11 protein-coding genes are annotated in these 13,149 nt (G+C 38.0%); 4 read left to right on the plus strand and 7 right to left on the minus strand.

Annotated elements, in window-relative coordinates; all coding sequences use genetic code 11:
* Position 1 precedes the first annotated feature (1 nt).
* Positions 2 to 1,156 carry a carboxypeptidase-like regulatory domain-containing protein gene (locus H9L23_RS12795; RefSeq protein ID WP_187595316.1) on the plus strand — a complete coding sequence of 385 codons (1,155 nt, stop codon included), beginning with the start codon at positions 2 to 4 and terminating at the stop codon, positions 1,154 to 1,156.
* Positions 1,157 to 1,159: 3 nt separating this feature from the next.
* Positions 1,160 to 2,134, plus strand: a complete 975-nt coding sequence (locus H9L23_RS12800; RefSeq protein ID WP_187595317.1) for a polyprenyl synthetase family protein — start codon at positions 1,160 to 1,162, stop codon at positions 2,132 to 2,134.
* 128 nt (positions 2,135 to 2,262) lie between these two features.
* Here H9L23_RS12800 and H9L23_RS12805 read toward each other — a convergent pair whose 3' ends face one another.
* The 3 genes from H9L23_RS12805 to rplU form a co-directional block, all read right to left on the minus strand.
* A complete protein-coding gene (locus tag H9L23_RS12805; protein WP_187595318.1) occupies positions 2,263 to 3,120 on the minus strand; it encodes a hypothetical protein in 858 nt (285 codons plus the stop codon).
* Between the two features lie 236 nt (positions 3,121 to 3,356).
* Entirely contained in the window at positions 3,357 to 3,782 is a 426-nt protein-coding gene (gene rpmA, locus H9L23_RS12810) for a 50S ribosomal protein L27 (protein WP_187595319.1), read from the minus strand.
* A gap of 53 nt (positions 3,783 to 3,835) precedes the next feature.
* Positions 3,836 to 4,147: a 50S ribosomal protein L21 gene (rplU, locus tag H9L23_RS12815; protein ID WP_025146774.1), complete on the minus strand. Its 312-nt coding sequence runs from the start codon at positions 4,145 to 4,147 to the stop codon at positions 3,836 to 3,838.
* 548 nt (positions 4,148 to 4,695) lie between these two features.
* Between rplU and H9L23_RS12820 the strand changes: the two genes are divergently transcribed.
* Entirely contained in the window at positions 4,696 to 5,652 is a 957-nt protein-coding gene (locus tag H9L23_RS12820; RefSeq protein WP_187595320.1) for a GLPGLI family protein, read from the plus strand.
* Positions 5,649 to 8,309: a TonB-dependent receptor gene (locus H9L23_RS12825; protein ID WP_187595321.1), complete on the plus strand. Its 2,661-nt coding sequence runs from the start codon at positions 5,649 to 5,651 to the stop codon at positions 8,307 to 8,309. Before H9L23_RS12820 ends, H9L23_RS12825 begins: the two co-directional genes overlap by 4 nt.
* Positions 8,310 to 8,581: 272 nt before the next feature.
* Here H9L23_RS12825 and H9L23_RS12830 read toward each other — a convergent pair whose 3' ends face one another.
* From H9L23_RS12830 to H9L23_RS12845, 4 genes are all read right to left on the minus strand, one after another.
* The gene (locus tag H9L23_RS12830; protein WP_187595322.1) at positions 8,582 to 10,078 is read right to left on the minus strand and encodes a M56 family metallopeptidase; all 1,497 of its coding nucleotides are present in this window, start codon (positions 10,076 to 10,078) and stop codon (positions 8,582 to 8,584) included.
* A gap of 5 nt (positions 10,079 to 10,083) precedes the next feature.
* Positions 10,084 to 10,446: a BlaI/MecI/CopY family transcriptional regulator gene (locus tag H9L23_RS12835; RefSeq protein WP_187595323.1), complete on the minus strand. Its 363-nt coding sequence runs from the start codon at positions 10,444 to 10,446 to the stop codon at positions 10,084 to 10,086.
* Between the two features lie 614 nt (positions 10,447 to 11,060).
* Complete coding sequence (locus H9L23_RS12840) at positions 11,061 to 11,561, minus strand: hypothetical protein (protein ID WP_187595324.1); 501 nt, start codon at positions 11,559 to 11,561, stop codon at positions 11,061 to 11,063.
* A 97-nt stretch (positions 11,562 to 11,658) separates the two neighbouring features.
* Positions 11,659 to 13,041: a dicarboxylate/amino acid:cation symporter gene (locus H9L23_RS12845; protein WP_187595325.1), complete on the minus strand. Its 1,383-nt coding sequence runs from the start codon at positions 13,039 to 13,041 to the stop codon at positions 11,659 to 11,661.
* Between the last annotated feature and the right edge of the window lie 108 nt (positions 13,042 to 13,149).

A 13,149-nucleotide genomic window follows, 5' to 3' on the forward strand; every position in this document is an offset into this window, starting at 1 on the left:
AATGAAATTAAAGTTTTGTTTTAACATTATCCTTTTTTGGTTATTTCCCTATTTATTGTTGGCTCAAACGATAAAAGGAAAAATTACTGATGAATTATCGAATAGCGGAGTGGCTTATGTAACCGTTCAGGCAGATGCAAACCATAAAACGATTAGTAATGAAAACGGGGAATTTGAACTCGCTGTAAACTCGCTGCCTTGTGATTTAACAATTTCACATATCAGTTATCAACCCATAAAAATCAAAGCAAACGATACCTTTTTAAATCTAAAATTAAAGGCTATTGTACAAAACCTCGAAGAAGTTGTTGTAGGTAATAATGCGCTTTCGTTAATGAAAAGTGCTTATGCAAAAGCCGTAAAAAGCGTTGATGAATCGTACTATGCTAAAGCTTTTTTCCGCCAGATTGCTTATGAGGCCGAACGGCCTACCTATTTAAACGAAATATTCTTTAATGCGGATTGGAAAAACTACTCACTTATGAAATGGTTGCCTACCGAAAGCAGGTATTTAAAAAACGATAGTCATGTTTCTTATTCAAATTTAAGCTTTTCCGTATTTACCCTTTCGGGTTATTTATCCAATAGTTATTATGCAAAACCATTATCTTCAAAATTAGATTCGCTATATACTTTCAAAATAAAAAGCACATATAAATCCGGCGATGATGAAATTGCAGTGATTAGTTGCAAATTAAAAGTTAAATATGAAAAGGCATATTTTGAAGGAGATTACTATTTAAATACAGATACCTATAACATTTTAAAAATCGATGGTACCATCAAAAATTTCGGTTTAACTAGTAAAGGTGTATTAGGGGCAAAACTAAAAGAGGCAAATTTAATTTCGCAATACTCCGTTAACAGCAATAATAAAAGCATTTTGGATTTTTCCGTACTGACCTTAAAAAGTAGAATGACGGTATTGGGCTTAGGTACAAAAAACCTCGAACTATATAGCACTTTATATGTGATGGATTATGACAATGCCTATAATAAAGATTTAAAAGAGATCCAAAATAAAACCAATGATGTAAAAACAACACAAAATATGGTTTATAATGCCGATTTTTGGAGATCGAATCCTACTATTAAAAGAACTGCAAAAGAAGAAGAGGCCATAAAAATTTTAGAGGAGGCCCCAACAATAAAATAGTCAATGCATACTACAGAACAACTACAGCAAATTTTAGATACTGCAATACAAAATTTAAAGTTTCCGGATCACCCTAAACAACTTTACGATCCGATTACTTACATTATTAACCTTGGCGGAAAGCGTGTAAGACCATTGCTGGTTTTAATGGCTACCGAATTATTTGGAGAAGATGCAAACCAATCGGTTCATGCCGCCATGGCGATTGAGGTTTTCCATAATTTTACGCTCGTTCATGATGATATTATGGACAATGCGCCACTCCGCAGAGGGCAGGCTACCGTACATGAGAAATGGAGTACCAACGTAGCCATATTAAGTGGTGATGTAATGATGGTAGAAGCCAATAAAAACCTTGCTAAAGTAAATCCTATATTCCTGAAAGACGTTTTAGATACCTTTAATGCAACAGCCCAGGGTGTTTGCGAAGGTCAGCAGCTGGATATGGAATTTGAAGGCCGTGACGACGTAAGTATTGAAGAATACATCAACATGATCAGGCTAAAAACGGCTGTATTGCTTGGTGGTGCACTAAAATTGGGCGCTATTATTGCCGGGGCTTCAGAAAAAGATGCCGATTTAATCTATCAGTTTGGCGAAAATATCGGAATTGCTTTTCAGTTGCAGGATGACATTTTAGACGTTTATGCCGATCCCGAAAAATTTGGAAAACAGGTTGGCGGAGACATTATTGCCAATAAAAAGACTTTCTTACTATTAAAAGCTTTCGAATTAGCAGATGGCGAAACCCGTGCTTCATTAGATACCTGGACATCGTATAAAGAATTTAACGCACAAGAAAAAGTAGATACTGTTCGTCAGGTTTACGATACCTTAGATATCCAGGAAATTGCCAAAGAAAACATGAATTACTACCGTAACAAAGCCTTAGCGGTATTTGAACAGATTAATGTGAGCGATGAACGGAAAGCAAATCTTTTAACGCTTACCGAGCAATTAATGGCCAGGGAGTATTAAAGCGTTCGTCATTTCGACTATAGCGCAGCGAATTGGAGAAATCTATAAAGATGATTTTATTAAAATAGATTTCTCGACTACGTTGCACCCGATAGCTATCGGATCTGCTCGAAATGAAGTAATTTTATTTAAGCCTTTACCAGTTTATATTTTATCCAAAAATCTGCTGATTTAGCAGAAGATTCGCCTCCCTGCATTGGTCGCTGACCGCCGCCACCCATTCCACCTCTGCCTCCACCGCCCATTCCGCCACGGCCGCCTCCGCCCATGCCTCCTCCACCTCCCATTCCACCTCTGCCGCCAGATCTTCCCCCACCTTTGTTTCCTCCTTCAGGAGCACCCTCTCTTTTGAAACCAGATTTAGCTGGTTCGTTAATTTTGATATTGTAAACGAGAGGTTTCTTAAGATCCAAACCTACTTCTAACTGCGTCAATGGAATACTGAGCTCATAAATCAGGTCTCTGTTTGGGTGAATACTCATACCTGTTTCAATACCATCTTGATTAATTGCAGGAAGTTCTCCATCAGGAATATTTTTAAAACCTGAAACCCGGATGCTTTTATTCATGGCAGCTGGATCATGTATTTCATTTTCCCTTTCTTCCGGTGAAGGCGCATGATCTCGGTGTTCTTCACCATCTTTCGGCATTGGTGGTCTTTCCATTAACGGAAAAGTTAACTTCATGCCGTCTTTTTTCTTGCCTGCCGTATTGATGTTTAAGGTAATGCCACCCCTCAACACGCTAAAAGTGGTTTGAGGATCTAACGATTCGATAATGATGTAGAGATTTTTATCATCGTTGGCTAAGGCAAAAGCCAGTTTCGTGGCATCATTGTATTGATTAAGTGGCTCGTTCCATTCGCTCGATATGCCATCGGCTTTAAACGGTTTTACCATGCGGATATTTTCTTCCACATCTTGTGCGTACAACAACCGACCAGAAATAAGTAGTGTGACTAATAAGGATATTTTCTTCAGATTCATTTGAATTGTTTTAAATCAATGGTCAAATCTAAATCGGAGAAATGTTAATTTTTGTTATTTAACATGGTTTAACACATCAGTTGAGTTGGAGATGAGCGTTTGGCGTTTAAAGTCAATTAACCGCTAAGTTATGAACTATCAAACTAATGACCAATGAGCTAATGATTACTGAACTATCTATAAACAAAAAAAGTCCCGATTTGCATCGGGACTTTTCTTTTATAACTGATTACTAATTATTCTGCAGGTGCAGCTTCTTCAGTAGTTTCGTCTTTTTTAGCTGCTTTTTTTGCAGGTGCTTTTTTAGCCGGAGCTGCTTCAACAACTTCTTCTGCTACAACTTCTTTCTTTGCAACCGCTTTTTTAGCAACTGGTGCTTTAGCTACTGCTGCTTCGATTTCAGCGTCGGTGATAGGAAGGATAGAAACATAAGATTTGTTATCTTGTTTCTTTCTGAAAATAACAGTACCATCAACTAAAGCAAATAAAGTATGGTCTCTTCCGATACCAACACCTTTATCAGGGTGGTGTTTGGTTCCACGTTGACGTACTAAAATGTTTCCAGCGATAGCTAATTGCCCACCGAAAATTTTAATACCTAAACGCTTACTATGCGATTCACGTCCGTTTTTCGAACTACCGGCTCCTTTTTTGTGTGCCATGATTTTATATTTTGTAACTCGCCAAAAAAGCGAATTATTGGGTTAACAATTAATTATAGAGTGATGTCTGAGATCTGAATCTTAGTGAAAAACTGGCGGTGACCATTTTTCTTTTTGTAACCTTTTCTACGTTTTTTGTGGAAAATGATTACTTTATCACCTTTTAAATGAGATACGATCTTAGCTGAAACTTTAGCACCTTTAACTGCAGGAGCACCTACAGTAATTGCACCACCGTTGTCAACCAACAATACATTATCAAATTCAATACTAGCGCCTTCATCTCCTTGTAATCTGTGTACAAAAAGGTGCTGGTCTTTAGCAACTTTAAATTGCTGCCCTGCTATATTTACTATTGCGTACATTGTTTAAATATTAGTTTTTTAATTTTTATTTAACGAGGTGCAAATATAGAACAAATTCAATTAACACACAAACACATATCGAAAATATTTTTCACCAAATCAGGATTTTGAAGATTTCAGGATTTCAAGATCGATTTGGCTACTATTTTAATAGCTTTTTTCGGAAAGCAATTTAGGTAATTATATGAATATTTCACCCTGTAATTCACTAAACCATTGTTTCTAAACCCGATCCGATAGCTATCGGATGCAGTGGTTCCGATCCTTCATCGGAAAAAACGGAAAGCGGAACTGAAATCCGCCAAGGACCACTGCCCGCCCCTTTCCAAATAATAATTAAAAATCTAATAACATAACATTGGGTTTCACTCGGTAATATACCAACCGATAGATAAAAATAATCTGGTTTAAAGATTTCTCTGGAGCAAGTGGTTTCATTTTAAATTTTACCTCTTCCATCTCCTTTTCGTTAAAAAATGTTAAATCAATTTTATATCTACGAAATATTCGTAGATTTACGAAAAGCAAATAGACTTAAAACAATTATTATGAAACGAATATTACCCTTCTGTTTAGCCACTGTGCTAGCCCTCTCTGTAAAAGCCCAAAGTCCGGATAAAGCTTTGGCAAGAGTACGTTACACATTTACACACATCCAGGATACTACCCAGCGCGATAAACCAAGGGTTGAAAACATGCTATTGGTTACCGGAAAAAATGCATCGGTTTATACCAGCTACGATAAACTGAAGCAATCGTTAAATATGCAAAAGCAGATACAGGAGCAGATAAAAAACCAAACCGGTAATGGTAACATGAAAATTGAGGTTAAAAGTGAATCAAAAATCCCATTAACCCAGGTAGATTATTTCTTTTTCGCCAATGAGCATAAAATGATTACCAAGGAACGCATTTTTAATAATTACCTGGTGGAAGAAACCGCACCGAAGATAGATTGGAAAATATTAAAAGACACCATGAGTTTTTCGGGCATCCCCTGCCAGAAAGCGACTACCAGATTTAAAGGCCGGAACTGGATAGCCTGGTTTGCTACCGAAATCCCTTTCCAAAGCGGTCCGTGGAAATTAAACGGATTACCTGGCTTAATTGTAACAGCCTACGATGAAAAAAAAGAAGTGAAATTCGACTTTGCAGGACTTGAAAATGTAAAAGACGATGGTGGCCAGACCAATGCCGACGACCTTAAAATTGCTTCTCCGAACGGAGGTGTTGGTGTAGTAAAAATGGTGGGCATGGATATGAGTACAACTTACCTGGAATCAGAAATTAAATTACCTGTAGATGCCATTAAAACCACCCGAAAAGAATTAGACAAACTTAGGGAGGCAAGAGATAAGGATCCGCAGGGTTTTATGCAGGCACAAATGGCCGCAAGTGGCATGCAAGGCTCGTTTAGAAGCAATAATACTTCACGTCCTGCCGGAAATGCCGCCGCAACAAAGCCAGAGATTAACAATCCCATCGAAATTCCGGAGAAAAAATGAAGATTTTCGCCATAACATTATTGTTCCTTTTCATATCTTTTTCTAGCTGGGCACAAAAACCGATTAAAGGTTTGGTTAAAGATGCCAATGGAAAAGGCATAGAATCTGTCAACGTAATTTTAAAAGATCCTGAGGGAAATACGATTAATTTTACCAGAACCAACCGCAATGGCGAATTTAGCATCGCAATAAAAAACGATCAGATTAATGGCTATAAAATAGAGGCCTCGAGCATTGGATATAAAAAATTGAGTACGATTATTACAAACGTGAGCAAAAGTTATGACCTCGTTATGCAGAACAGTGAAACAGCTTTAGAAACAGTAACGGTAAAAAACCGTCCGTCTTTAACGGCAAGAGGCGATACCTTAAATTACAGGCCATCTGATTTCGCGGATAAACAGGACAGAAGCATTGGTGATGTACTCAAAAAAATGCCAGGAATAGAAGTTGCAGAAGATGGAAAAATCAGTTATAACGGAAAATCCATTTCTAACCTATATGTAGATGGCGATAACCTTTTGGATGACAAGTATAACATTGGCACTAAAAGTATTCCACAGGGCGCTGTAGATAAGGTACAGGTTATCCAGAATGATCAGCCAATTAAAATGATGCGCAAAAACAACATGAGCGATGATGTAGCACTTAACCTGGTGCTTAAAGATGAAGCTAAACTTAAAGTTATGGGCGATGCCACTGTTGGTGCAGGAATGCCAAATCGTTTTGATGAAAACCTAACGGCCATGTTATTCAATAAAAAGCTAAAATTCATCAATAATATTAAGGGCAATAATATTGGCAATGACCCGGGGATTGACCTTACCTCGCACAACCTATCTGATTATTTAAAAAAGCTGGATAATGACAGACCAGGTGGCCTGCTTTCTACCGGAGCCGCTGGCGTGCCCTCCCTTCCGCAAAGCAGGTATCTTTTTAATAAAGCAGGATTAGTGAACTTAAATAATCTGTACAAGTTTAACCAGGATCTGCAATTAAGGGCAAACCTTTCGTACCTGTACGATCAGCGCAATCAGCAGTACAATAAATTTTCGCAGACTTATCTTTCAGACCAGACCATCAGTTATGCAGAATCGCAGAACAATGCCATCAACCCGCAAAAACTACGGGCACAGTTTAACCTGAACGGAAATGCAGACAAATATTACCTGAATAATAATTTTGTACTCGATTATGCGCCTTTTAAAACGTCGTCGGCTTTTATAATCAATCATGTGGCTGCCAATCAGGTATTGCGCCAGCAAACACTCGATATTTCAAACGAGTTTAATTACCGTAAAAAGTTAAAGTCAGAAGATGTTATTAACCTCTACTCCTATTTAAATAGTACTACTCAGCCTGAAAGCTTAAACATAACACCCGGTCTTAACGCTGATATTTTAAACAACGGAAACACTTATCTTGGTTTAAGCCAGTATATCAAAATACCAACCTGGTACACCAATAACTACGCTTCTTTTGCTTTTGTAAATAACCATTTTGTACAAACGTATAAGGCAGGTTTTAATGTGCAGCAGCAACAGCTCAATTCGGAACTTTACCGTAGGCAGAACAACCAGCAAACCGAACTCGTATCGGGCAATACCGTAAATGACCTTGATTGGCTAAAAACCAAGATTTATGCCGATGCCACATACGAATTTACCAACGATAAATTAAAAGCCGGCTTAAGCTTGCCATTGAGTTATAACCTCATTAAATACAGTGATGACATTAATGAATTGGATAAGAGCCTGAATAAATTGTTTCTAAACCCTTCTTTGAATATAAAATACCAAACCAGTGTTGAAAATTATGTAACAGCAAATTACAGCTTCCGGAACGATTTAGGTGGAATTGACGACGTTTACCGGGGCACCGTATTAAAAAACTACCGCTCTCTTTTCGCCAATAACGCACCGATTTCGGAATCGAAAACCCATAACATTGGTGCAGGGTTCAATTTCAGGAAAGCCATGCAGATGTTATTTATAAATTTAACTACCAATTACAGTGATGCCGAACTGAACACCATTTCATCATACAGTTTAAGCAATAATATCCAGCAAAGAGTGGTACTGCCATTGAGCAACCATATCCGCACCCTATCTTTTAATGCGAATGCCAGCAAATATCTTTTTGCGCTGAAAAGCACAGTAAATGGAGGCATTAGTTTTTCGCAAAGCCAGTATGATCAACTGCAGAACAATGAGCTTTTTGCATTTAATGCCCAAACCATTTCTTACAAACTGGGAATAGAAGCAAAACTCACCAACTTTATCAATTGGTCTTACCTGGCAAATTTTTCGGTAACGGACAATAAAGCTAAGGTTGCTGATGCGATTAAAACGAATTTTCAGCAGCTCAGGCAACAATCTACCCTGGCCATTACCACTTTTAGAAATGTATATGTAAACTTATCGGCCGAACATTTATTTACGCATCAATCTACACAGCCTAATCTAAAATATCTTTTTGCGGATATGAATATCAAATACAAATACCTGAAAATAAAAACAGATTTTGAATTTGGCATCACCAACCTGGCGAATATCAAAAGTTTTGATGCGGTTTATCTTTCAGCAAATTCACTTACTACGGGAACGTATTATATTCCTGGAAGGGTGGCGATGTTGAAGGCGACTTTTAGTTTTTAATGAATAGATGCTTCATTGCGAGGAGCAAACGGAGCATCCCCTAAAGTCGTCATCTCGACTGAAGCGCAGCGGAATGGAGAGATCTTTTAAAGCAAGTTCAAAGATTTCTCCACTGCGGTCGAAATGACGATCTTACTAAATTCAAATCATCTATTAGTTATCTCCTGTAGCACAGTCCCGAACCTTCAGGAGAGAAATCTATAGTAGATTTAGTTCGCTAAGCAATCGTGGCTCTCGACTGCTGCGCTCGAAATGATGGAAACTGTGGAGAATTACGGTTTTGTAGTAATCTGAATAGCCTGATTATTTCTATCAATTTTCATATCAGAAACTTTATTCAGGTTTAGTTTATCCAGTTCCTCTTTTGTAATCTTATTGCCGTTTAGAAAATAAGAGGTATTTTCTGCTACCATTATTCCAGTAGCCTTTGGATGCTGATTTCCATCTTTTGCATCAGAGATTGTGGCGGTTGATTTTACAATATACATAAACCCAACTCCTTTTTTCCCGGGCATGGGCAGTTCTTCCAGGTCTCCGCCACTTTTAGTTAAAACTTTTACATCAATGTTTTTATGATCCGGTTTTACCGTATCCGTAAAGCTAAAGTGCTGAACAAAAGTTTTGCCTTTAAAATCACCGTCCGTTTTAAAACTCATTATTTTTACTTTTTTACCCAAGCCTTTTAGAACCTCTTCAACCGATTTACGTGAAGAATCTACCCCATTGGTAATGCTTTTGATGATAAAAGTCATCTTAGTAACCGTATCAGGCACTTTCAGCGTATCAATCGATATTTTCTTTTTTGCTTTTGGTTTTAAAACCGTTTTTGATTTTAGCTGTACTTTGGTCACTTTTTCAGGTAAAACCTCAGCCACCATTTTGGTTAAAGGTGCCAAATGTTTTTTAACCTCCTTTTTGTCAATGGTAAATGCCAGGGTAACGCAAAGCAATATTGGCAGTACAAATAAATACCGTGTTAAATTCACCCTGGACGAACGTTTGGCATTCATCATTTTGATCCGCTTTTTTAGGTCAGAAAGGTTAAAATTATTAACAATAGCTACTGATGGCTGTAACGTGCCCACATCCAGCAAACTATACTGGTAAGCTTTTTTATCGATCCCCTTTTTCAAAATTTTAGCGTCGGTAATAAACTCAATGTTTTCTCTTACCGCTTTTTTCATCAGCCAAACACCCGGGTTAAACCAATAAAAAACTACACAGATTTCGGCAAGGATGATATCTATCGTATGCCATTCTTCCACATGTACTTTTTCATGTTCGAGGATATTGTTCAAGTCCTGCTTTTTGTGCAATCGCGGATTGATATAAATAGTCTGCCAAAAACTAAACGGACTCACTTCTTCGTCTAAAACCCTTACTTTATAATCATCCAGATGCTCAGGCGAAGAGTTTTTATGCATTCTGTAAAGCGAGATAAACTGTATCAATAACCTTAAGGCCATTACCAGCACCCCTGCATAAAAAAGCAAGCTTAATACCTGCCAGAATACCGAAACAGCATCTTGCTGCACCAATTGACTCACCTGTTGATTTAATCGGGGTACAAAGGCCGGGACTGCTTTCTGACCAGCAAAAAATTCGGTGAGGTTAATAAATGGGTAAGCTGTAGAAAACAGAATCCCAAACAACAGAAAAATCCTGTTGATGGAATAAAACGTTAATCTGCGCAGCACCAGATAATATGTTGCCGAAAATAAAATCAGCACCAGGTTAATCTTTAATAGGATGATAAAGAAATGTGGCATGGCATTTACTTTTGAGGGTTTTCAATCAAATTGATAATCTCCTTTAGCTCTTCGGCACTGATTTTTTTATCCTTGGCGAAAAAAGCAACCAGTTCTTTATAAGAGCTTTGGAAATAATTATTCACGAAACCGCTCATAAAGCGTTTTTTATACTCTGTTTCTTTAACTTTTGCGCTGTAACGATTGGCATTGGCAAAACGTTCGCTTACCAGATAACCTTTGCGCTCTAAATTTTTAACGGTTGATGCCAGTGTGGTATATGGTGGCTTAGGTTCAGGAAGTACATCCATAAAATCTTTGATAAACCCCTTACCGATTTGCCAAACGGCCAGCATGGCCTCTTCTTCCTGTAACGTTAATTTTTCCATTATTACGAATATATCGTAAATATACGAAAACATCCTAATAAAAAATGGTTAAATGGTTAATTGTTAGAACCGGTTAATTGAACGCTAAACTAACTTATTGGTTGATGTTTTTTTGGTTCATGGTTGATAGCTTAGCGGCTAACGGGTTAATTGTTCAAATCGGTTAATCGGCGCCAAACGCCAAGTTGGGTGAATCGATTAATTGTTTAAACCGGTTAACTGATACTAAACGCCCAGCTTTAAACTAAAGTACCCTTCTACTCCACTCAGTGAGGCAATCGATGGAAATAGGTTAATTGTTTAAACCGGTTAATTGACGCCAAACGCCCGGCTCTAACTCCACCTTAAATACCTTTCAACACCACAGCCTTAAATAAGAATGGTCGTCATCTCGACTGAAACGCAGTGAAATGGAGAGATCTATCTAGACAGATTTAGCTTCGCTGAGCACTTACGTGGTTCTCGACTGCTCTACGCTCCGCTCGAAATGACGACCTTATGTATGGTATTTTCTAACTCTGGACTCCAAACTAAAATACCCTTCGACTCCGCTCAGGGTGACAAATCAAGAGGAATAGCTAATCGACTCTGTACTACCGACTTCGGACTCCGGACTACTTCCCGCTTCTTCTCTCTGCCTGATTTAAGGTTTCAATGATCACTTTTCTCATTTCTACTGCGGCATCCAGTAATTTTGGATTACCATCGAAATCGCCATAGATTACAACATGTTTAGATTTTTCCTTGTATTTGAAAAACAGATCGTAACGGGGTACGGCCATTGATTTTGCACTTTTTTTCCCAATGGTATCCGGAAAATTCCAAAGTCCGATTTCATTGGCTTTACCATGCATATATAGGATATCATCGCTTTTTAAAAAAACTTTCTTGCGAACGATAGAATCTGCACTGGTAACATACTGGTATTCGCCAGTTGCAGAATTGTAACTATTTTCTAAGCTATCTTTTACGCCCCATTTGTATTCCATTGATACAAAGTCAGCTTTTCTGAACGGTGCGTTCTGGATAATCGGTTTGTAATAGATGTAACAATAAATAATCATCGGAACAATGATGGTAATGGCTAAGAATATTTTTTTTCCTCTACTTGACACTTTTATATTGAATTTTGAATGATTGAATTTTTTATGATTGATTTAGAGCATTATTGAATGAGAGAATTATTGAATGAATGTTATAAGACTCAGGACTCTAGACTTCGGACTCCTTCAGCTCCCCTTCCCATTTACTTACCACAGCGGTAGCAATACTGTTTCCAACCACATTGGTTGCAGAACGCCCCATATCCAACAGCGGATCGATACCGATCAGTAAAGCTAAACCTGCTTCAGGAATATTGAAACTGGCAATGGTACCGGCGATAACCACCAAAGATGCCCTTGGCACGCCTGCAATACCTTTACTGGTTAACATCAGGATCAACAGCATCGAAATTTGTTGTTCAAAGCCCAAATGAATACCATAAGCCTGTGCAATAAATAAGGAAGCAAAAGTCATGTACATCATCGAACCATCAAGATTAAACGAATAACCCAAAGGCAAAACGAAACTTACAATTTTATCTTTACAGCCAAAACGCTCTAAAAGCATCATGGTTTTTGGATATGCAGCTTCACTACTAGCCGTACTGAAAGCCAGAATAGCTGGTTCCTTCATATCGTTTACCAAGCGGAAAATGCGTCTTCCCAACACTAAAAAGCCCAGAAAAATCAATACTGACCATAAAATACCCAATCCCAGGTAAAACTCGCCGATAAATATGGCATAAGTATGCAGTACATTAAGTCCCTGTTTGGCTATAATCGCTGTCATGGCACCAAAAACGGCCAATGGAGCAAAATTCATCACATAACCGGTCATTTTTAAGATCACGTGTGCAATGGCATCGAATGCTTTGATCACTATTTTACCCATATCGCCAATGGCGGCTGTTGCTACACCAAAGAACAATGAAAATACCACAATCTGTAAAATTTCATTGTTTGCCATCGATTCTGCAATGCTTTTCGGAAAAACATGGGCAATAAAATCTTTAACGCTCATAGCGGCTTTCTGGATGCCTGTATTTACTAAATGATCGGGTAAGGATAACTTCATGTGCCTTCCCGGCTCAAACAAGTTTACCAGGATCATCCCCAGCACCAGCGACATTAACGACATGGCCAAAAACCAACCCAATGTTTTACCACCGATACGGCCTACTGCTTTAATATCGCCAACTTTGGCTACACCTACCACCAGGGTGGTAAATACCAACGGGGCTACAATCATTTTAATCAGTCGGAGAAAAATATCGCTCAACAGCGTAAAATATTCTAACTTTTTCTCCCTGATGTCTTCGTTCTCTTTTTTGATTTTCGAATTGATCTTTTTTTCGGCTTTTAACTGTGTGTAAGCAATGCTTGTGGTATCGGTTGATTTGGCAATGCTTACCTCTATACTTTTAACCTTCGCATCAGCGTTGAGTATGTTCTGGTTATAAACATCGATTGAGTTTACATTTAAAATGTAGCCCAGTGCAATACCCGCAATCAGCGCTATAAAAATAAAAAGCGTGAGTTTGTTTTTCTTCATGAATATAAAAAGTTTGTGGTACTCTTAATTTGGTAAAACTACGATATTTACGCCGTGTAACAAATTTTGATAACAGCTGACCTTAAAAAATATCTCATTGTAGCTGAG

The sequence above is a fragment of the Pedobacter roseus genome (assembly GCF_014395225.1).
GTDB classification, from domain to species: domain Bacteria; phylum Bacteroidota; class Bacteroidia; order Sphingobacteriales; family Sphingobacteriaceae; genus Pedobacter; species Pedobacter roseus.

What these genes read in the sequence shown, in the direction of transcription:
- H9L23_RS12795 (WP_187595316.1), top strand. Translation starts at nt 2, where the DNA reads ATGAAATTAAAGTTTTGTTTTAACATTATCCTTTTTTGGTTATTTCCC.
- H9L23_RS12800 (WP_187595317.1), top strand. Translation starts at nt 1,160, where the DNA reads ATGCATACTACAGAACAACTACAGCAAATTTTAGATACTGCAATACAA.
- H9L23_RS12805 (WP_187595318.1), bottom strand. Translation starts at nt 3,120, where the DNA reads ATGAATCTGAAGAAAATATCCTTATTAGTCACACTACTTATTTCTGGT.
- rpmA (WP_187595319.1), bottom strand. Translation starts at nt 3,782, where the DNA reads ATGGCACACAAAAAAGGAGCCGGTAGTTCGAAAAACGGACGTGAATCG.
- rplU (WP_025146774.1), bottom strand. Translation starts at nt 4,147, where the DNA reads ATGTACGCAATAGTAAATATAGCAGGGCAGCAATTTAAAGTTGCTAAA.
- H9L23_RS12820 (WP_187595320.1), top strand. Translation starts at nt 4,696, where the DNA reads ATGAAACGAATATTACCCTTCTGTTTAGCCACTGTGCTAGCCCTCTCT.
- H9L23_RS12825 (WP_187595321.1), top strand. Translation starts at nt 5,649, where the DNA reads ATGAAGATTTTCGCCATAACATTATTGTTCCTTTTCATATCTTTTTCT.
- H9L23_RS12830 (WP_187595322.1), bottom strand. Translation starts at nt 10,078, where the DNA reads ATGCCACATTTCTTTATCATCCTATTAAAGATTAACCTGGTGCTGATT.
- H9L23_RS12835 (WP_187595323.1), bottom strand. Translation starts at nt 10,446, where the DNA reads ATGGAAAAATTAACGTTACAGGAAGAAGAGGCCATGCTGGCCGTTTGG.
- H9L23_RS12845 (WP_187595325.1), bottom strand. Translation starts at nt 13,041, where the DNA reads ATGAAGAAAAACAAACTCACGCTTTTTATTTTTATAGCGCTGATTGCG.